Origin of the sequence: Ferribacterium limneticum (genome assembly GCF_020510585.1) — a bacterium.
In the GTDB taxonomy this organism is placed as follows: domain Bacteria; phylum Pseudomonadota; class Gammaproteobacteria; order Burkholderiales; family Rhodocyclaceae; genus Azonexus.
In genome coordinates this window covers 2,847,820-2,865,977 of record NZ_CP075190.1, presented here as the reverse complement: position 1 = coordinate 2,865,977, position 18,158 = coordinate 2,847,820, and the positions used below count along the sequence as shown (strand labels likewise).

Here is an 18,158-nt window from a genome sequence, read left to right as displayed (position 1 = left end):
GGGCTTGTCGGCGGGTAATTCCTGTTATAGGGTTAAAGATATAACATTATTGTTAATACCGGCAAAAACTAAATTGCTTTTTGCTTCATTGCATCAAGTCGCCTGCAAGAGCGATGTTGCCCCCGACCTCACCGCGCTTCCGTCTCTCCTTGTTATTCCATTTCGCTAGCCGCAAAATGTGCTGCCGGATCGAGCCTTGCCATGGCGTGGTTCGATTGTTCATTCCCGCTTTATCTGTCAGGTATCCAACATGGTTCGCATCGTCATTTTGATGGCCGCCGTCAGTCTTCTTGGTGGCTGCGCGACGCGCCAGGCGATAACTGCGCTCGATCTCGAACCCGGCCGCCAACCGCCACCCAGCATCACGATCAACATTCCCGGCCTGGGCCCGTGCACGGACAATCCGGATCGGAGCTTGCGATTTGATGCGAGCCAGCCGATCAACGTGCTGGTCCATGGCTGTTTCGGCTCGTCAGGCCAGTTTCGCGGCCTGGCTCAGGTGCTGGCCTTCCACGGTCAGCAATCGGCCTGCTTTACCTATGATGACCGGGCCAAACTGGCGCACAGTGCGGCTGCATTGAGGTCCGCCATCGAGCAACTGGCCGAGCAGTCGCATGTGCCGCAGGTGACGGTGATCGGTCACAGCCAGGGTGCGCTGATCGCCCGCGGCTCATTGACTGAATCGACCCGCACGCCGCACGTCGATTTGCGCCTGGTGACCGTTTCGGGTCCATTCTCGGGAATAGAGGCGGCCCGCACCTGTGGCAAAACCTGGTTGTACCCGCTGACGCTCGGGCTGCTGCCCTTGAGCTGCTATGTGGCGACCGGCCCGAAGTGGGCCGACATCACCTACTCGTCGCGGTTTATTCGCGAGCCGGGCGCCTTGACAGATCAGGTCGCCAGCTATCTGAAAATTGATACCGATGAGCGCGATACCTGTCGGCATGAGGAGAACGGCCGCTGCATCGAGGACGACGACATTTTCTCGCTGGCCGAGCAGCGCAATTCCCTGGTGGAGGGCGATCCCCGGTTGAAGCGCGTCGAAGTGCAGGCCGGGCATGTCGAGATCGTTGGTGACAAGCGCGTTGCGCCATTGAAACTGATCGCCGTCCTGCAGGAACATGGGGTGCTTCGCCCGACGGAGCCCGCGCGCACATCTTCATTCCGCCAGCTGCTCTCGCGGGTATACGAAATTGACGGGAAGTAGCGCCAACTCGAAGCGCCCCTGCATTTCCCTTTTTAATTTTGGCCATTTTTTCCGGTTGACCGTGGGATTCTGTACCGGCGCCCACCTGAGACTAAATTTGTCTCACGTTGCCAGCAATGCCGATGCCGCTGCCGGTTTGACGATCTGGAATCCCAGCGTCGTCCTCCCGCGCAAGCAGAGCAGCGCCTTGTCCTTGCTGACCAGCAGGTTGGCGCCGCAGCGGGCGGCCAGTTCAAGGAACTTCTGGTCGTCGCGGTCCTTGCAGCGCGGCAGTTTTGGCGCTTCACCTTCGGGAAAAACCTCGACCAGCTTTGTGTAGCGGGCGTAGCGCTCGGCCATCATGTCCGGGGAGAGCTTGAGTTGCGGGTAAGTCAGCACGCGTTGCAGCTCATCGAGCGTGCGGGCATCGACGACACATTGAATTTCTCCGGCCTCCAGCGCCGCCATGATCGGCACGGCATCGGTGTTGCCCCAGTGAAAGAGGTCGAGGACGACATTGGTATCGAGAACTAAGCGCAGCATGGGGCGATTATAATGCCGGCCTTTGTGTCTCCTGTTCTGGAATCTGTCTGATGTCCCGCATTCTTCTCGCCCCCATGGAAGGGCTCGCCGACGATTTGTTGCGCGGCGTGCTGACGGCCATCGGCGGCTACGACTGGGGCATCTGCGAATTTGTCCGGGTCTCGGCCAATGTGCTGCCGGCGAAGACTTACGAGCGGATTTGTCCGGAACTGCTCAACGGCAGCAAGACGGCGGCCGGGACGCCGATGCGCGTCCAGTTGCTTGGTTCCGACCCGTTTTTGATGGCCGAGAACGCGAGTCGGCTGGTGACCCTGAACCCGGCCGGCATTGATCTCAATTTCGGCTGCCCGGCACCGACGGTGAATCGTCATCGCGGCGGTGCCGCCCTGCTCGGCGAGCCCGAGCTTTTGCACGAAATCACCAGCGCCGTGCGCGCCGTGGTGCCGGCGCACATCCCGTTTACCGCCAAGATGCGCCTCGGCATCGACAACACCAGCCGGGCCGTCGAAAACGCCCAGGCGCTGGTCGCTGCCGGCATCGACGAACTGATCGTACATGGCCGGACCAAGGTCGACGGCTATCGCCCGCCAGCGCGCTGGGAATGGATCGACCGGGTGCGCGCCGCCATCGATATTCCGCTGATCGCCAACGGCGAGGTGTGGACCGTCGAAGATTTTCGCAATTGCCAGCTGGCGACCGGTTGTGCCGACATCATGGTTGGCCGGGGCGCGGTGGCTGACCCGCTGCTGGCGCGGCGCGTGCGCGGCGAGGCGACCGGCGGCTGGGATGAAATCAGGCCGGCCGTTGGCGACTACTGGCTGGGCGTGCGCAGGAAAGTGGTGGCGGTGCATGCCGGCGGCCGCCTCAAGCAATGGCTGGCCATGCTGCGCCGGAATTACCCGGAGGCCGGCGAACTGTACGATCTGTTGCGGCCGATCAAGGGCGCTGCCGATATCGATGCGGCGTTGATCGCCGAGGGCCTGCTGACGCCGGAACGGCTGGCGGCGTGATGGACGAATCTGTGTCAGGCAACTCCCGCTTTATTTCGAGCGCGCAGGAAGGTCCGCATCGCGACCTCGAAGCGCTTGTCCGCCGGCACATGGCACACCCGTTCAGGAAGCCGCTGGCCGATTACAACCGCGAGGCCTTCGCGCTGGCAATGGCGGCGCGCGCGGCGTGGAACCCGCAGGCGCCGCTGATCCTCGACGCCGGCTGCGGCGTTGGCTGGAGCACGCAGCGCATCGCCGAAAGCTTCCCCGAGCATTTCGTTTTTGGTGTCGATCAGTCGGTCGACCGCATCAGCCGCGGCAAGCCCTTGCCGATGCCGGCCAATGCGCTGCTGATCCGGGCCGATCTGGTCGACTTCTGGCGCCTGCTGGCTGACAACGATATCCGTCTGGCCCGTCATTACAACCTCTACCCCAACCCGTGGCCGAAGATCGGCCATCTGGCCCGGCGCTGGCAAGGCCATGCCGTCTTTCCGGTGTGGGGTGAACTGGGCGGCGAAGTCGAATGCCGCAGCAACTGGCGCATCTACATCGAGGAAATGGCCCAGGCGCTGAGTCTGCTCAGCGGCCAGCTGGTGGTCGCCGAACCGTGGCAGACGGCAGACCCGATGACGCCTTTCGAGAAGAAATACCTCGCTTCCGGCCACGAGCTGTGGCGCTGCCGGGTCAGCCTGCCATGAGCGTCTGCCAGACTTGCGGCGCCTGCTGCGCCAGCTTTCGTGTCGATTTTCATCCGGTCGAACTGGCCGGCGGCGCCTTCGCCTGGGGGCAGGGCGTGCCGGTGGAAATGACGGTGCCGGTGACGCCGGCCATCGTTCGCCTGTGCGGCACCGATGCCAGCCCGCCGCGTTGCGTGGCGCTGGCCGGAGAGGTTGGTGTCGCCGTCAGCTGCTCGATCTACGACGTCCGCCCATCGCCCTGCCGGGAGTTCGACGTGGAGCACGCCGCCTGCAACAGGGCGCGACAACGCTGCGGGCTTGCCGAGCTTCCTCGCTCGTAGGTTCGTTGTCGGCTGGCTTGTTGTTTTGCACGGCCGTTTGAGCTTCTGCTCTGCTTCAACCTGGAAATGGTAGCTGGACGTGCCCGCTCGCGCGTTTGGGCCGAGTCCTTGCTGCCGCTGTAGCGATTGCCACGGTCAACCCGAACAAATGCCCAAAATTGAAATGCGCAGAAGCCAGCCCGATGTCCGGCTTCAATGACGTTCAACCGCGGCCGACTGCAGCCTCGGTCTGGTTGGTGATTTCTGCGGCAGTTGCCGAGTCGACAGTCAGGCCGCTCTGGTTGCGGGCCACCGTGCGCATGAGGGTCGTGCTGGGGGTGACGACTTCAAGTTCGATTTCAATATTGCGGTCCCCGGCTTTGGCCGTGATGCGTTGGCCCTGTTCGGTTTTCTCGGTGGTGCCGGGCTTGATCGACATCTTTTTCAAGGCGGCAAGCACGGCAACGCGGACGCGGGGGAGTGATGCGGTGAATGTTCGTGAGGACTGGCCGTTGATGTGATGTGAAAACACCGCGCCGGCACCCACGCCGGCCGCCGAGATGATGATGGGCGCACATCCGGATGCGCCCAGGGCGATCAAAAGCATCAGAAGGGAAGTGGCGAGTTTTCGAAACATGAAGTGGCACCGTAAATTGCGCGAAATGATTTTACGTCCATCTTCCAGTTTGGCGTGGGTTTTTTTTACACGGATGCGGCGATGGAAACTATCCCCGTTCTGGTCGGACAAGACTGTGGATAAACTCGGGACAAGCTGGGCAAGTCCATGACCGACAACGAGTTTTGACGGTTGCCTAAAAAATAGGCAAATATCTCAGCTTTGCTTGTTCAGCGGGCGTTTCCGACGTTTTGGGGTGAGCATCCGGGTTTCGATTAGTTCGGCTGGCAAGGGCTTGGAGTAAAAGAAACCCTGCTGGCAGTCGCACTTCAGGCGAGTTAGCGTTTCCCGCTGGGCATCGGTTTCGACCCCTTCGGCGACGACTGTCATGCGCAGGCTGTGGGCGAGCGCCAGAATACCGGTGACGATGGCGACGGCGTCTTCATCGTCTGGAATGTCCTGAATGAACGAGCGGTCGATTTTCAGTGTATTGGCCGGCAAGTGCTTCAGGTAGGACAACGACGAATAGCCGGTACCGAAATCGTCGATGGAGAGGTGGATTCCCAGGTTACGCAGGTCGCGCAACAGATCGATGCTTTCCGCCGCGCGTGCCATCAGCACGCTTTCGGTTATTTCGAGGACCAGGGCCGAAGGCGGCAGCTCGCTTTCGTCCAGCGCGCTGAGGATGATGTTGCGCAGGTCAGGCTGCTCCAGCTGTTTGGCCGAGAGGTTGACGGCGACATGCAGGTTTGGCAGGCCGGAATCGAGCCAGACCTTGGTTTGCCGACAAGCACTGCGCAGGACGTATTCGCCGAGGGCCAGGATCAGACCGGTTTCTTCGGCGACAGGTATGAATTCGGCCGGTGATACGATGCCTTTTTCCGGATGTATCCAGCGAACCAGGGCTTCGACGCCGGCAACGTTGCCGGTGACAGTATCAATCACCGGCTGATAGAAAACCGAGAACTCCTCGCGTTCCAGGGCGTGGCGCAGATCGTTCTCCATCTTCAGCCGATCCGAGACCGCTGACTCCATAGCAGCCTCGTAGTAACAGAAACCACTGCCGCTATGCTTGGCGCGATACATGGCGGTATCGGCATGGCGGAGCAGTCGGCTGAGATCCGGGCCGTCTTGCGGATACAGCGAAATGCCGATGCTGGCGGTAATGACAATTTCCTGGCCGTCAATGACCAGGGGGGCAGACACCGTGCGGCAGATGTTCTGGGCCACGCTGGCTGCCACCGCTGCGTTGGGCAGGTCGTCGAGCAGGACGGTGAATTCGTCGCCGCCCAGGCGGGCCACGCAATCGTCGGTGCGAACACAGCCCTTGAGGCGTTGGGCCATGGTCGCCAGCAACTTGTCGCCTACTTCGTGACCGAGGGTGTCGTTAATGAACTTGAAGCGGTCGAGGTCAAGGAACAGTACAGCCAGCATGCTGTCATGGGCCGAGGTGCGTTCGATGGCCTGGTTCAATTGCTCCATGAACAGCAGGCGGTTGGGCAGTCCGGTCAGGGCGTCGTTGTAGGCGAGATGCTGGACGTGCCGCTCGGTGCGGGTGGCATCGATGACCCGCCGGACACGCTGGTTGACGACCGAGAAGTGGATAGGCTTGGGAATGAAATCACTGGCGCCGACCTCGAAAGCCCGCTCGATGGACTGACGGTCTTCGAGGGCAGTGATCATCAGGATCGGGATGTCTTTCCAGCGCGAGTGGCCCTTCAGGACGGCGCAGGCGGCGAAGCCATCCATGACCGGCATCAGGGCATCCATCAGGATGGCATCGGCGGGATTGTTCTCCAGCCAGATCAAGGCTTCACTGCCGTTACCGGCTTCTTCGACGCGGAAACCGCTGCGATGCAGGGCGTGACGCAGCGCCGAACGGGTGCTGCGATCATCGTCTACCACCAGCACGATGGGCGCATCTTCGCGCAATTGGGGCAGGCTGTCAGGCGAGGGGGCCAGTTCCTGTCTCAACTCCGGTTCGATGACGGCGAATTCGGTCCGCAGGCGCAACAAACCTTCGCTGGCCTCGCCAAGCGCTCCGGCCTCGGCATGCGTTTCCATCTCACGGGCGACTCCGGCCAGGGCAACGGCACCCAGATTGCTGGCGGCACCCTTGATGACATGCGTCACCTGGCGAACTGTTCCGGCATCACCGGCTGCGATGGCTCGCTCCAGCTCCGTCAGGTAACGCGGGACATCTTCCAGGAACGGCCGGATGGCTTCGCTGATCGACGCACCGAGAATTTCCCGTAGCCGTTTCAGTACTGTGCTATCGAGCGGCAGATTGTTGCCCGGGTCGGTCGACGGCTCGGCCGCGACCGACAGGTCGGTGTGCCAGTTCAGCCACTGCTTGAGGCAGGCAGAAAGGGCTTCCAGCGTCAGAGGCTTGGGCAGGTGGTCGTCCATGCCGGTCGCCTTGCAACGTTCTATGTCGGCCGGCAGGGTGTTGGCGGTCATCGCAATGATAGGCGTATGGCAGCCGCTGCCGGCTTCCAGGTTGCGGATGGCGGCAGTGGCCTGGAAACCGTCCATTTCAGGCATTGAGCAATCCATCAGGATCAGATCCCAGTTGCCGGCCTGCCACTGGTTGACGGCTTCGACCCCATTCTTCGCGATGCTGCTCGAACATCCCAGCAGGCGCAGCATGCCGGCTGCCACCAGTTGGTTGGTCGCGTTGTCCTCGGCGATAAGAATGCGTCCGCTGCTGGCGAGGATTGGTTCGCCCGGGGGAACATCGGCGATGGGCATCCCGGCGACACAAGGTGTGGTAAACCAGAACAGGCTGCCCTGGCGGTCGGTGGTGCAGTCCACTCCGATTTCGCCACCAAGCAGACGGACGATCTGCTTGCTGATCGAGAGACCCAGACCACTGCCGCCGTAGCGACGGGTTGTCGAAGTATCCGCCTGGGTGAATGAGTCGAAAATCTCCGCCTGCTGTTCCTTGGCAATGCCGATGCCAGTATCGCGAATGCCGAAGCGCAGCAGACCTTGATCTTCGGTGCGTTCTACCGTCAACGTCACCGAGCCGTGCTCGGTAAATTTGAGCGCATTGCCGATCAGGTTGATCAGCACTTGACGGATGCGTGCTGGATCGCCATTGAGAACCGGTGGCACGTTCGGTGCCACGCTGGCCGTCAAGGCCAGATTCTTGCTGGTGGCCTGGGCGTGAAACATATTCATCACCCCATCGATCAGGGGCTGCATGGCGAAGTCGCAGGCATCCACCTCCATGCGGCCAGCTTCCAGACGGGAAAAGTCGAGGATATTGTTGATCAGTTCGAGCAGGTACTGCGAGGAATCCCAGGCCAGATCAAGCAGTTCCTTTTGATCGCGATTCATCTTGCCCATTTTGAGCATGTCGAGCGTACCGATAACGCCGTTCAGCGGGGTCCGTATCTCATGACTGACCGTGGCGGCGAAATCGGATTTCAGTTTGGCAAAACGCAAGGCGCTGTCGCGGGCCGTGCGCAACTCAAGCTCGCGCTGTTCAAGGGCTCCCATCATGCTGTTGAAGGCACGGGCCATGTCGGCCAGATCACGCGGGCCGGAGAGATCGGCGCGTAGTCCGATTTCACCCTTTTCGGCGCGCGTCATGGTGGCTGACAGGTCGGCCAGGGGCTGGGTCAGGCGCCGTGCCAGGATACGCACGGCAAGGACAAAGAGCACCGCAAAGGCCAGACCAGCGGCGAAATTGACGACGAACACTTCCTGGACAAGGGCTTTCAGCGTTGCCTTGCTTTGGTCGATGATGACGAAACCGAGCAGGATGTCCTTGCGTTCGGTGGTCTCGAACTGGGAGTCCGGTCCCGAGACAGACCAGACCGGCGCGACAAAGCGCCAGCCGGCCGCATTCTCGGCTTCAAGATAGGTTTGGTGACTGTTGTTGGGCAGGCTGCGGTCGATCTCGCCAACAATCGCATTGCCGTTTTCGAGCAATGTTCTCCCGTCGGCATGGCGGATTTCGATCCTGCTTATATCGGGGAAGGCGGAGGCTGCCTCCAGAGCTTCCGAAACATTCTCTGCTGAGCCAAAGGCCAGTGCCAGCCGGCTCTGGGTGGCGAGGATACGGGTAATGCGCAAACCATCGTCAAGCTTGCTGGCATGCAACTGGCGGCTGCCTTGCCAGGATGTGGCGAGGGCCGCAAGTAGCGAGACGGACAAGACTCCGACGGAAAACAGGATGGCAAGCTGGCGGCGGAAGGTCGATCTTTTGAACCCACGGAGTTGCCGCGAGAGCCAACCCATAGCGCCTTATTGCTCCGGAAACAGCAGATCGAAGCCCTGTTGCTGGGCGATTGATGGGTGCAGTCCGAGGTGGCTTGCGGTGCGGGTGTTGTATGCCGTCAGGACGTCACGCAAGGGCAGGACTCCGCGCGCGGTGGGGGTGCCGCTCGCCATGCCGATGGCCGAGTTGGCCAGGTTGCGACCTAGTTCGATGTTGTTGGGGTAAAGCGCGAAAAGGGCGCCGCGCTTGACATGTGAAACGTTGCTGGAGAAGACCGGAATGTTCTTGTTCCAGGACTCCTGCAAGACCAGCGGCAAGACCAGCGACTCGTCGACCGTCGTGCTGTCCTGCGGTAACCAGAGCGCATCGCGTTTGCTGTCGGCTGTGGCGAAGATGGTCTGGTAGATGCCAAGCGCACTCTTCAAGTCGCCGGCTTCCTGGGCCACCAGTTCGATGCCCTGTGCCCTGGCTGCTTCTCTTGCCAGCTTGATCAGCCAGCCGTTCTGGCGGGGCTCGTAGATGACGAAAACGCGCTGCGTCTTCGGCGACAGCGTTTTCAGGCGAGCAAAGAGCAGCGCCGGGTCCGGCGCCAGGCTGAGAACGGCGTTGCCACGTTGTTCGGTTTCCGAAACAGAGACGACGCCACCGGCCACAACGCCTATTTCCTTGTCGAGAGTGCTGGCCGCCCGCAGTCCGTTGCGCCCGAGGGCGATGACCACCCTGATGTCCTGACGCTTCAGTTCTCCCGATATGGCCTGGGCGTTGAAATTGCTGCCGACGGCATAGCTGGCGACCTTGGTACGGGATGTTTCCTCTATACCTTCGATAATCTTGGAGAAGATGCTGCGGTACGGTTCGCCAATATCCGGGTAAAGCACTGCGATTGGCCCGATATTGCCGCCCGCCGCTGCCAACTGGAGTGCTCCGCTGCGTTGCTTTGGGGCGAGCAACAGCTGGGCCAGCTGAGGTTCGTCGAGGTCTTTCAGGGAGAGAAGGATGATCTCAACGCCAGGCGTGTTTTCGATTCCGCCAAGAACTCCGGCAAAGCTGCTTGCATTGCTATCATCCGATTCCGCGAAAATGACCGCGATACGAGTCGGTTCGGCCTGGACGTGGACAACGGCAGCGGCCAGAAGGAAAGCCAGCACGAAGCGGATCAAAGGCAATGTCATGGCAGCATTATAGGCTGTAACGGGCCTGGAGCCAGAGGGTTCGGCCCGGCATTGGCAGATCGTAGGTGATTACGCCCGACGAGGTTGGCTTGCTCGGTTCCCGGATGTCGGCATCAAAAAGGTTGTATATCGACGCCGAGAAATCCCAACCGCGTTTCGGCCGGTCACTGCGCAGGGTCAGGTCCACTGCCGTGTAATCGGGGACGGCGGCCCGCGTGTCGCCCCAGGCTCGGTTGCGGTCGGCCACGTAATTGACCTGGCCGCTCAGTTTCCAGCCGGGCGTGAACCGCCAGTCGGCGCGGCTGTACAGGTGGTGGTGCGGTGCGTAGCCGGCATCGGTTTGGGTCGTCTCGTCGATGTTTTTCTGATAAGCGTAGTGGCCTGTCAGGCGCAGGCTGGTTGTCGCATCCCAGGCGACCTCCAGTTCGCCGCCGCTGCCGGTCTGCTTGCCGGTGTTCTGGTAGGTGGCCCCGGTCTGGCTGATCATGTCGGTAATTTCGTGCTGGAAAATGCTCAGGCTGGTTTGCAGATCATGGCTGGCTTGCCAGGTGAGGGCCGCTTCCAGAGTGGTGATTTTTTCCGGCATCAGTGACGAGTTGCCCAATGCAATGGGATTGCCGGTGGCGTACTGCTCGACGAAGGAGGGGGCGCGGAAGGCCGTGCCGTACATCAACTTGGCTGTCAGGTCGTGGCGCGCTTCCCAGACCAGGGCAAGGCGCGGGTTGGTAGTGCTGCCGAAATCCGAGAAATTGTCGTAGCGAACGCCGCCAGTCAGCGTCCATGCCCGGGCAAAACTCCATTCGTCCTGGAGATAGATGTAATCGAGTTGGCGTTTGTGCGGGGCCAGGAATAGATCGGCGCCGGTGGCGGTCGTCATGCCGCCGGGTAATATTGTCGGTGAACCAGGCAGCAGCGTGAAATTCTTGCTTTCCGCCGTTTTGTAGATTTCCATTTCGTCATGGCCGAAGCCAATACGTATCCGGTGGTCGGCAAAGCCCGAGTAAATGCTGGTTGCGGAAAAGCGGGTCTGGCGTTCCCATTTGTCGGGTTTGCCAAGCATGCCTGCCGGGAATGCGCTGCCGCCGATGGCAGTAAAATCGGCGCCGGCCGGGAAAACCCTGAGCGGCGTGGTGACTTCGTTGGCGAGTTGCATATAGGAAGCCAGCAAGGTCAGGCTCAGGTCACGGCCGATATTCGCATCGCTCCACGATAAATCGCTGGTGATGCGTTCGCTCTGGACTTTCCCCTCGGGGTCGAGCGCGCCGGCGATCCCTGCTCCAGTCCCCAAATTGTCTCGTCGGGTGTAGCCGGCGCGCAGGCGGAATTTGCCATAACCGATGTCGGCCTGGCCATCGATGCTGTCGTATCCGACGTTCACCGAACCCGGGGCGCGGGACGCTGTGGTGCCGAACGCGGTATCGAAACCGGACTGATAGTCGCTGGCGATGCTCCGTCGCTGCCCATCGGTTGAGCCGATTTTGAGATAGGCGGCGACGTCGAAGTCTCCATGTCTGCCGCCATGCTGGAACCAGGTATCCCAGCTATTGAAGGAGCCGGCGCCGACGGCGACGCTGGTGCGGTCAATGTCTGCGGCTGTCTTGGTGATGATGTTTATTGTGCCGGCAAAGGCATCCGCACCGTAAACAGCGGAGCCGGGGCCTCGAATGACTTCAATGCGGGCGATGTTGTCTACCGGCAGTTCAACCATCGTTTCGTCAGAGTTGCCGAGATAGACGCTGGTTCTGGGAATGCCGTTGACCATCATCAGGACGTGTGGCGAACTTCCGGTGAGGATGCCGCGCATGCCGTAGGTCGGGGCGTAGTTGTTTTGCAGGGTGTTGCGTGAGACGTGTAGGCCGGGAACCGCTTCCAGTGCTTCACTGAGAGTTCTTGCTCCCATGCTGGCAATTTCTTCCGAGGTAATCACGGTGGCTGCCGAAGGTGCCTTCTGGACTGGTTGCCGGGAACCCGTAGCGATGGAGACGAAACTCTTGTCGCCATAAGCCAGCGCCAGGTCTTCCTCGTCGACCATCGGCTGGGCCAGGGTAAGGCTGGCACCAGAGGCGAGCAACAGGCTGGAAAGCAAACGGACTTGAAACATGGAGTACCCCGGTGGTCCATTTTCTGGATTTTTATAAATATGTCCGGAATCTAATGGAATGCCTCTTTTTTGGCAACAAAAGACGTTATTTCGGGGCTGGTACCCGGGAAATGAAGGCCCCCGCCACGGTCAACCGGAAAAAATGCCCAAAAATGAAAAGTCCGCTTGGCCCGCCAGCATCGGACGGGTCAATTCGCCCCCGCATTTCCTGAAGCGGAAGGCCATGGTCGGCGACCGATACGGAACGATGAATACCTCATCCGGTCAAAAATGTGAAGGAGGCTAGCTATGCTCAAGGAAGCCACCAAACTCGATGAACTGGTCAGTCAGGAATACCGGCACGGATTCGTCACCGATCTGGAGACAGACTCCGTCCCCCAAGGACTGAACGAAGAGGTCATCCGCCTCATTTCGGCCAAGAAGGACGAGCCGGAATTCATGCTGGAATGGCGCCTCAAGGCCTACCGGCACTGGCTGACCATGAGGGAACCCGGCTGGTCCACCATTCATCATCCGCCGATCGACTACCAGGCCATCAGCTATTACTCGGCCCCACGCTCGCGCAAGGACGGGCCGCAAAGTCTGGCCGACGTCGATCCTGAATTGCTGCGCACCTACGAAAAACTCGGGGTGCCGCTCGAAGAGCGCGAACTGCTGGCCGGCGTCGCCGTCGACGCGGTATTCGACAGTGTCTCGGTGGCCACCACCTTCAAGGCCAAGCTGGGCGAACTGGGCATCATCTTTTGCCCCTTCTCCGAGGCTGTCCGCGAACATCCGGAGCTGGTCCGGCAGTATCTGGGTTCGGTCGTTCCCTATACCGACAACTATTTCGCCAGCCTCAACTCGGCGGTATTTTCCGACGGCTCCTTCTGCTACATCCCGCCCGGCGTCCATTGCCCGATGGAGCTGTCCACCTATTTCCGCATCAATGCGCTGAACACCGGCCAGTTCGAACGTACCCTGATCATCGCCGACCGCGACAGCTACGTCAGTTACCTCGAAGGCTGCACGGCGCCGATGCGCGACGAGAACCAGTTGCACGCCGCCGTGGTCGAGTTGATCGCCCTGGAAAACGCCCAGATCCGCTACGCCACGGTGCAGAACTGGTATCCCGGCGACAAGAACGGCAAGGGCGGCATCTACAACTTCGTCACCAAGCGCGGCGAATGCCGTGGCGACAACTCGCGGATTTCCTGGACCCAGGTCGAAACCGGCTCGGCGATCACCTGGAAATACCCCAGCGTGATCCTCAAAGGCGACAACTCGCACGGTGAATTCCATTCGGTGGCGCTGACCAATAATTTCCAGCAGGCCGATACCGGGACCAAGATGATCCATTTGGGGAAAAACACCCGCAGCAACATCGTTTCCAAGGGCATCTCGGCCGGCCATGGCCACAACGCCTACCGGGGTCTGGTGAAGATTGCGAAAAGCGCCATCGGAGCCCGCAACTACAGCCAGTGCGACTCGCTGCTGCTTGGCGACAAGTGCGCCGCCCACACTTTTCCCTACATCGAGGTCAAGCACCCGTCGGCCCGGGTCGAACATGAGGCCACCACGTCGCGTATCGGCGAGGACCAGTTGTTCTACTGCCAGAGCCGCGGCCTGTCGGCGGAAGATGCCGTGTCGATGATCGTCAACGGATTCTGCAAGGAAGTCTTCCAGGAACTCCCGATGGAGTTTGCCGTCGAGGCGCAAAAGCTGCTCGGCGTCAGCCTGGAAGGCAGCATCGGCTGACGGCGCCAATGATCATGCTCGAGATCCGCAATCTCCACGTCAACGTCGATGGCCAACCCATCCTCAAGGGGCTGGACCTCAGCGTCAAGGCCGGCGAGGTCCATGCCATCATGGGCCCCAATGGCTCGGGCAAAAGCACGCTGGCCCATGTCCTGGCCGGGCGCAGCGGCTATGCCGTGACGGCCGGCGAAGTCCTCTATCAGGGCAACAATCTGCTCGACATGGCGGCTGAGGACAGGGCCCGGCAAGGCATCTTTCTCGCCTTCCAGTATCCGGTGGAAATTTCCGGGGTTACCAATGTCTATTTCCTCAAGGCTGCGCTCAACGCCCAGCGCCGCCACAACGGTCTGGCGGAACTCGACGCCATCGATTTCCTTGCCCTGATCCGCAGCAAGCTCAAACAGCTCGGCATGGACGAAAGCCTGCTTTACCGGCCAGTCAATGAAGGTTTTTCCGGCGGTGAGAAGAAGCGCAACGAAATCCTGCAGATGGCGCTGCTTGAGCCAACGTTAGCTCTTCTCGACGAAAGCGATTCGGGCCTCGACATCGATGCCCTGAAAGTCGTGGCCAGCGGCATCAACGGGCTGCGCAGCCCGCAGCGGGCGATCATTATGGTTACGCATTACCAGCGCCTGCTCGACTACGTCGTGCCGGATCAGGTCCACGTCCTGGCTGACGGCCGAATTGCACGCTCCGGCGGGCCGGAACTGGCCATCGAACTCGAGCGCACCGGGTACGGCAAGCCGGCCGATGCGCCGGGGCCGGCGGAGATCATGCCTTGAACGTCCGCCAGTCGCCTTCCGCCAATGACTATCTCGGGGCCTTCCGGCGAATCTCCAGCCTGTTGCCCGGTCGGCACCTGGACTGGCTGAGCGAGAGCCGGGCCGAGGCCATCGGCCGATTTTCCCAGCAGGGCTTTCCCGGCTTGCATGACGAGGACTGGAAATACACCAATGTCTCCGCCATCGCGCACGGGCGTTTCAATGTGCTGCCGCCCGAGGGTTCCGTATTTCTGAGCCGGCTGGTCGACATCCATGCCCTGCCGGACAGCCATTTGCTGGTTTTCGTCAATGGTCATCTCGAAGCGGGTTTGTCCCGCCTTGGCCTCCTGCCGGACGACATGCGATTGGCCAGCCTGACCTATCGCCTGGAGCGGAGTCCGGACGACCTCGAAGAGGCACTGGTGACTTACCCGCCGCCTTCTGCCTTTGCCGACTTGAACCTGGCGTTCATGACCGATGGCGCCTATGTTCGCCTGCCGCCGGGCTGCGTCGTCAAGGAACCGATCCAACTCCTCTTCATCGCCGGCGAAGCCAATCTGGCGATCCAGCCGCGCAATCTCGTGCTGGCCGGCGCCGGCAGTTCGGCCAGCATCATCGAGCACCATGTGGCGGTCGGCGATATCAGTTATTTCACCAACGCAGTCACCGACATCGTGCTCGATACCGGCGCCGCGATCGACCATCACAAGCTGCAACAGGAAAGCCCCAACGCATTTCATATTGCTACGGTCAACGTCTCCCAGGCGGCAAAAAGCCGTTTTGTTTCCAGTTCCTTCGCGCTTGGCGCCCGTCTTGCCCGGGTCGGCATCACGGTCAGGCTGCAAGCCGAGGAAGCCAGCTGCGAACTCGATGGGCTCTACCTCACCGACGGCCGCCAGCATGTCGATCACCACACCCGCATCGACCACTTGCAGCCCCGATGCACCAGCCGCGAGCTCTACAAGGGCGTCCTCAACGGGGCCTCGCGGGCCGTCTTCAACGGGCGCGTGCTGGTCCATCCCGATGCCCAGGGCAGCGATGCCGTACAGACCAACCACAACCTGCTGCTGTCGGAAAACGCCGAAATCGATACCAAGCCGCAACTCGAAATCTGGGCCGACGACGTCAAGTGCAGCCATGGGGCGACGGTCGGCCAGCTCGACGAGGACCAGGTGTTCTATCTGTGTTCCCGGGGAATCGGCCAGTCAGCCGCCCGGGCCATGCTGACCCGCGCCTTTGCCATGGAAATCGTCAATCGGGTCAGCCCCCCGGCGCTCCAGGAAAGACTCGACGAGTTGCTGCATGCCCGGCTGCCGCAACAATAAGGGGACAGCATGACAAGCATGGTCACCGCAGTGAATAGCGTGGCGCAGCAAGCGCCGGTCCTCGACGTCATCCGCCGCCGCCAGGATTTCCCCATCCTGCACCGCGAGGTCCACCAGCACCCGCTGGTCTATCTCGACAACGCCGCGACCAGCCAGAAGCCGTGGTCGGTCATCGAGGCCGAACGCCACTACTACGCCCATTACAACGCCAACATTCACCGCGGCATCCATCATTTGAGCCAGGAGGCAACCGAGGCCTACGAAGCGACGCGCGACAAGGTGCGCGACTTCATCCACGCCCCGGGGCGCGAGGAAATCGTGTTCACCCGCGGCACCACCGAGGCGATCAATCTGGTCGCCAGCAGCTACGGCCAATGTCTGCAGGCCGGGGACGAGATACTGATCACCGAAATGGAGCACCATTCCAACATCGTGCCCTGGCAACTGCTTTGCCAGCGTAGCGGCGCCGTGCTGCGCGTGGCACCGATCGACGATGCAGGCCAGCTGATCGTCGAGCAGTTCGCCAGCCTGCTCGGCCCGCGTACCCGGCTGGTGGCGCTGACCCACATGTCGAACGCCCTGGGTAGCATCAATCCGGTCAAGGCGCTGGTTGATCTGGCGCATCGGGCCGGCGCCGTCGTCCTGGTCGATGGCGCCCAGGCCGTAGCCCATCTGCTGGTCGATGTGACCGACCTCGATTGCGATTTTTACGTCTTTTCCGGCCACAAGCTCTACGGCCCGACCGGCATCGGGGTGCTTTATGCCAAACTCGCCCGGCTCGAAGCCATGCCGCCCTATCAGGGCGGTGGCGACATGATCAAGTCGGTCAGCTTTGCCGGCAGCACCTGGAACGACCTGCCCTACAAGTTCGAGGCCGGGACGCCCAATATCGCCGGCGGCATTGGCCTCGGTGCCGCCATCGACTACGTCCGGAACGTCGGCATGAGCGCCATCGCTGCCCACGAAGCCGATCTGTTGGCCTATGCCAGCGCTAAGGCCAAGGCGTTTCCGGGGCTGAGCCAGATCGGCACCGCCCGCGACAAGGGGGCGATCCTCTCCTTCACGCTGGCCGGCATCCACCCTCATGACGTCGGCACCATCCTCGATGCCCAGGGCGTCGCCGTGCGCACCGGCCATCATTGCGCCATGCCGGTGATGGAACGCTACGGCGTACCGGCAACGGTTCGCGCTTCATTCGCGCTTTACAACACGCGGCCAGAGGTCGATGCGCTATTTCACGGCCTGGCCAAGGTACGGGAGATATTCGGATGACGGCCGATCTTCGCGATCTGTATCAGGAGGTGATCGTCGACCACGGCCGCCGGCCGCGCAATTTCGGCCCGCTGCCCGACGCCAGCCACCAGGCCGAAGGCTTCAATCCGCTGTGCGGCGACCGCCTGACCTTGCGCCTGAAGGTGGCCGACGGCGTCATCGAAGATGCCCGCTTCGAGGGGGCCGGCTGCGCCATATCAACGGCGTCCGCCTCGCTGATGACCGAAGCCTTGAAAGGACGTAGCGAGACGGAAGCCGAGGCGCTGTTTGCCGATTTTCATGCCATGCTGACCGGGGGGCCGAAAGCCAACCCGGCACTGGGCAAGCTGGAGGTCCTCGCCGGCGTGCGTGAATTCCCGAGCCGGATCAAATGTGCCACGCTGGCCTGGCACACCCTGCATGCCGCGCTGCGTGCCGAAAGCCAGCCGGTGACTACGGAGGCGATCCCATGAGTTTTCGTCAATGGCTGTCCAAGGCGGAGCAGGCTGAACAGGCCGAAGCCGAGCGTTTGCCGCCGCACAGCGAGCTGGAAAGCGACATCATCTTCGTGCTGCGGACCATTTATGACCCGGAAATCCCGGTCAATATCTACGACCTGGGTTTGATCTACGGGCTCGATGCCAATCCGGAGACTGGCCACGTCCATCTGCGGATGACGCTGACGGCGCCAGGCTGCCCGGTGGCCCAGACTTTTCCCGAAATGGTCGCCAATACCGTACGCGAGGTTCCCGGCGTCGAGGAGGTTGAGGTCGAAATGGTCTGGGAGCCGCGCTGGTCGAAAAAGATGATGAGCGAGGCGGCGCGCCTGGAACTCGGGCTGGTCTGAGAGGTGCTAACAAAGGAGAGCCGGGATGACCGAATGGATCGATGTCGCTGCCGAAGCTGAATTCCTCCCCGGCAGTTGCCGCCGAGTCGAAGTCGACGGTGTGGAAATGGCCGTTTTCAACGTCGACGGCCGCTTTTATGCGATCGAGGATCTCTGTAGCCACGAGTCCGAAACGCTGTCCAATGGCCAGTTGAACGGGCTGGAAATCACCTGTCCGCGCCATCAGGCGCGTTTCTCGCTGGTCACCGGCGAAGCCCTGTCGCCACCGGCTTACGAGCCGGTCGCCACCTTTCCGGTGCGGATCGAAAAGGGCAGGGTGCAGGTCAGGGACAATCGCTTCGACTAAAAGAGGGGCAGCCGTTCCCGCTCGTAGAACTTGCATCGCTTCGCTCGGGGCCAATTCTG

At 61.4% G+C, this 18,158-nt stretch carries 16 protein-coding genes; 11 read left to right on the top strand and 5 right to left on the bottom strand.

The window, feature by feature from the left end; translation table 11 throughout:
- The first annotated feature begins 250 nt into the window (after positions 1-250).
- Positions 251-1,207, top strand: coding sequence for an esterase/lipase family protein (locus KI613_RS13785; RefSeq protein WP_226400428.1), 957 nt, complete (start codon positions 251-253; stop codon positions 1,205-1,207).
- Positions 1,208-1,309: 102 nt separating this feature from the next.
- Here the strand turns inward: KI613_RS13785 and KI613_RS13780 are convergent, their stop codons facing one another.
- Positions 1,310-1,729 (bottom strand): putative toxin-antitoxin system toxin component, PIN family, encoded by a 420-nt coding sequence (locus KI613_RS13780; RefSeq protein WP_226400427.1) that lies wholly within the window; start codon positions 1,727-1,729, stop codon positions 1,310-1,312.
- 50 nt (positions 1,730-1,779) lie between these two features.
- Here KI613_RS13780 and KI613_RS13775 point away from each other — a divergent pair, with 50 nt between their 5' ends.
- From KI613_RS13775 to KI613_RS13765, 3 genes are read left to right on the top strand one after another with little or no spacing between them, the layout of a single operon-like run.
- Positions 1,780-2,739, top strand: a complete 960-nt coding sequence (locus tag KI613_RS13775; protein ID WP_226400425.1) for a tRNA dihydrouridine synthase — start codon at positions 1,780-1,782, stop codon at positions 2,737-2,739.
- Positions 2,739-3,416 carry an SAM-dependent methyltransferase gene (locus KI613_RS13770; RefSeq protein ID WP_226400423.1) on the top strand — a complete coding sequence of 226 codons (678 nt, stop codon included), beginning with the start codon at positions 2,739-2,741 and terminating at the stop codon, positions 3,414-3,416. The genes KI613_RS13775 and KI613_RS13770 overlap by 1 nt, the downstream gene beginning before the upstream one ends.
- The gene (locus tag KI613_RS13765; RefSeq protein WP_226400422.1) at positions 3,413-3,736 is read left to right on the top strand and encodes a YkgJ family cysteine cluster protein; all 324 of its coding nucleotides are present in this window, start codon (positions 3,413-3,415) and stop codon (positions 3,734-3,736) included. The genes KI613_RS13770 and KI613_RS13765 overlap by 4 nt, the downstream gene beginning before the upstream one ends.
- A gap of 202 nt (positions 3,737-3,938) precedes the next feature.
- Here the strand turns inward: KI613_RS13765 and KI613_RS13760 are convergent, their stop codons facing one another.
- The 4 genes from KI613_RS13760 to KI613_RS13745 all read right to left on the bottom strand — a co-directional run bounded on the left by KI613_RS13760 (position 3,939) and on the right by KI613_RS13745 (position 11,832).
- The gene (locus KI613_RS13760; protein ID WP_226400420.1) at positions 3,939-4,463 is read right to left on the bottom strand and encodes a DUF3568 family protein; all 525 of its coding nucleotides are present in this window, start codon (positions 4,461-4,463) and stop codon (positions 3,939-3,941) included.
- A gap of 84 nt (positions 4,464-4,547) precedes the next feature.
- Positions 4,548-8,495, bottom strand: coding sequence for an EAL domain-containing protein (locus KI613_RS13755; RefSeq protein ID WP_226400418.1), 3,948 nt, complete (start codon positions 8,493-8,495; stop codon positions 4,548-4,550).
- A 90-nt stretch (positions 8,496-8,585) separates the two neighbouring features.
- A complete protein-coding gene (locus KI613_RS13750) occupies positions 8,586-9,731 on the bottom strand; it encodes an ABC transporter substrate-binding protein (RefSeq protein ID WP_226400416.1) in 1,146 nt (381 codons plus the stop codon).
- 7 nt (positions 9,732-9,738) lie between these two features.
- Entirely contained in the window at positions 9,739-11,832 is a 2,094-nt protein-coding gene (locus tag KI613_RS13745; RefSeq protein ID WP_226400414.1) for a TonB-dependent receptor plug domain-containing protein, read from the bottom strand.
- 288 nt (positions 11,833-12,120) lie between these two features.
- On the opposite strand from KI613_RS13745, the gene sufB reads away from it, so the two are divergent.
- From sufB to KI613_RS13710, 7 genes are read left to right on the top strand one after another with little or no spacing between them, the layout of a single operon-like run.
- The gene (sufB, locus tag KI613_RS13740) at positions 12,121-13,569 is read left to right on the top strand and encodes a Fe-S cluster assembly protein SufB (protein ID WP_226400412.1); all 1,449 of its coding nucleotides are present in this window, start codon (positions 12,121-12,123) and stop codon (positions 13,567-13,569) included.
- A gap of 14 nt (positions 13,570-13,583) precedes the next feature.
- On the top strand, positions 13,584-14,351 hold the full coding sequence (sufC, locus tag KI613_RS13735) for a Fe-S cluster assembly ATPase SufC (protein ID WP_310493528.1): 768 nt from the start codon (positions 13,584-13,586) through the stop codon (positions 14,349-14,351).
- Positions 14,348-15,655: a Fe-S cluster assembly protein SufD gene (gene sufD / locus KI613_RS13730; RefSeq protein WP_226400408.1), complete on the top strand. Its 1,308-nt coding sequence runs from the start codon at positions 14,348-14,350 to the stop codon at positions 15,653-15,655. The genes sufC and sufD overlap by 4 nt, the downstream gene beginning before the upstream one ends.
- A gap of 18 nt (positions 15,656-15,673) precedes the next feature.
- On the top strand, positions 15,674-16,927 hold the full coding sequence (locus KI613_RS13725; RefSeq protein ID WP_226405753.1) for a cysteine desulfurase: 1,254 nt from the start codon (positions 15,674-15,676) through the stop codon (positions 16,925-16,927).
- Entirely contained in the window at positions 16,924-17,379 is a 456-nt protein-coding gene (gene sufU / locus KI613_RS13720; protein ID WP_226400406.1) for a Fe-S cluster assembly sulfur transfer protein SufU, read from the top strand. Before KI613_RS13725 ends, sufU begins: the two co-directional genes overlap by 4 nt.
- Complete coding sequence (locus tag KI613_RS13715; RefSeq protein ID WP_226400401.1) at positions 17,376-17,753, top strand: SUF system Fe-S cluster assembly protein; 378 nt, start codon at positions 17,376-17,378, stop codon at positions 17,751-17,753. Before sufU ends, KI613_RS13715 begins: the two co-directional genes overlap by 4 nt.
- 25 nt (positions 17,754-17,778) lie before the next feature.
- On the top strand, positions 17,779-18,099 hold the full coding sequence (locus KI613_RS13710; protein ID WP_226400400.1) for a non-heme iron oxygenase ferredoxin subunit: 321 nt from the start codon (positions 17,779-17,781) through the stop codon (positions 18,097-18,099).
- Positions 18,100-18,158 lie beyond the last annotated feature (59 nt).

Coding starts and splice junctions, on each gene's coding strand:
- KI613_RS13785 (WP_226400428.1), top strand. CDS start 251: ATGGTTCGCATCGTCATTTTGATGGCCGCCGTCAGTCTTCTTGGTGGC.
- KI613_RS13780 (WP_226400427.1), bottom strand. CDS start 1,729: ATGCTGCGCTTAGTTCTCGATACCAATGTCGTCCTCGACCTCTTTCAC.
- KI613_RS13775 (WP_226400425.1), top strand. CDS start 1,780: ATGTCCCGCATTCTTCTCGCCCCCATGGAAGGGCTCGCCGACGATTTG.
- KI613_RS13770 (WP_226400423.1), top strand. CDS start 2,739: ATGGACGAATCTGTGTCAGGCAACTCCCGCTTTATTTCGAGCGCGCAG.
- KI613_RS13765 (WP_226400422.1), top strand. CDS start 3,413: ATGAGCGTCTGCCAGACTTGCGGCGCCTGCTGCGCCAGCTTTCGTGTC.
- KI613_RS13750 (WP_226400416.1), bottom strand. CDS start 9,731: ATGACATTGCCTTTGATCCGCTTCGTGCTGGCTTTCCTTCTGGCCGCT.
- KI613_RS13745 (WP_226400414.1), bottom strand. CDS start 11,832: ATGTTTCAAGTCCGTTTGCTTTCCAGCCTGTTGCTCGCCTCTGGTGCC.
- sufB (WP_226400412.1), top strand. CDS start 12,121: ATGCTCAAGGAAGCCACCAAACTCGATGAACTGGTCAGTCAGGAATAC.
- sufC (WP_310493528.1), top strand. CDS start 13,584: ATGCTCGAGATCCGCAATCTCCACGTCAACGTCGATGGCCAACCCATC.
- KI613_RS13725 (WP_226405753.1), top strand. CDS start 15,674: ATGGTCACCGCAGTGAATAGCGTGGCGCAGCAAGCGCCGGTCCTCGAC.
- sufU (WP_226400406.1), top strand. CDS start 16,924: ATGACGGCCGATCTTCGCGATCTGTATCAGGAGGTGATCGTCGACCAC.
- KI613_RS13715 (WP_226400401.1), top strand. CDS start 17,376: ATGAGTTTTCGTCAATGGCTGTCCAAGGCGGAGCAGGCTGAACAGGCC.
- KI613_RS13710 (WP_226400400.1), top strand. CDS start 17,779: ATGACCGAATGGATCGATGTCGCTGCCGAAGCTGAATTCCTCCCCGGC.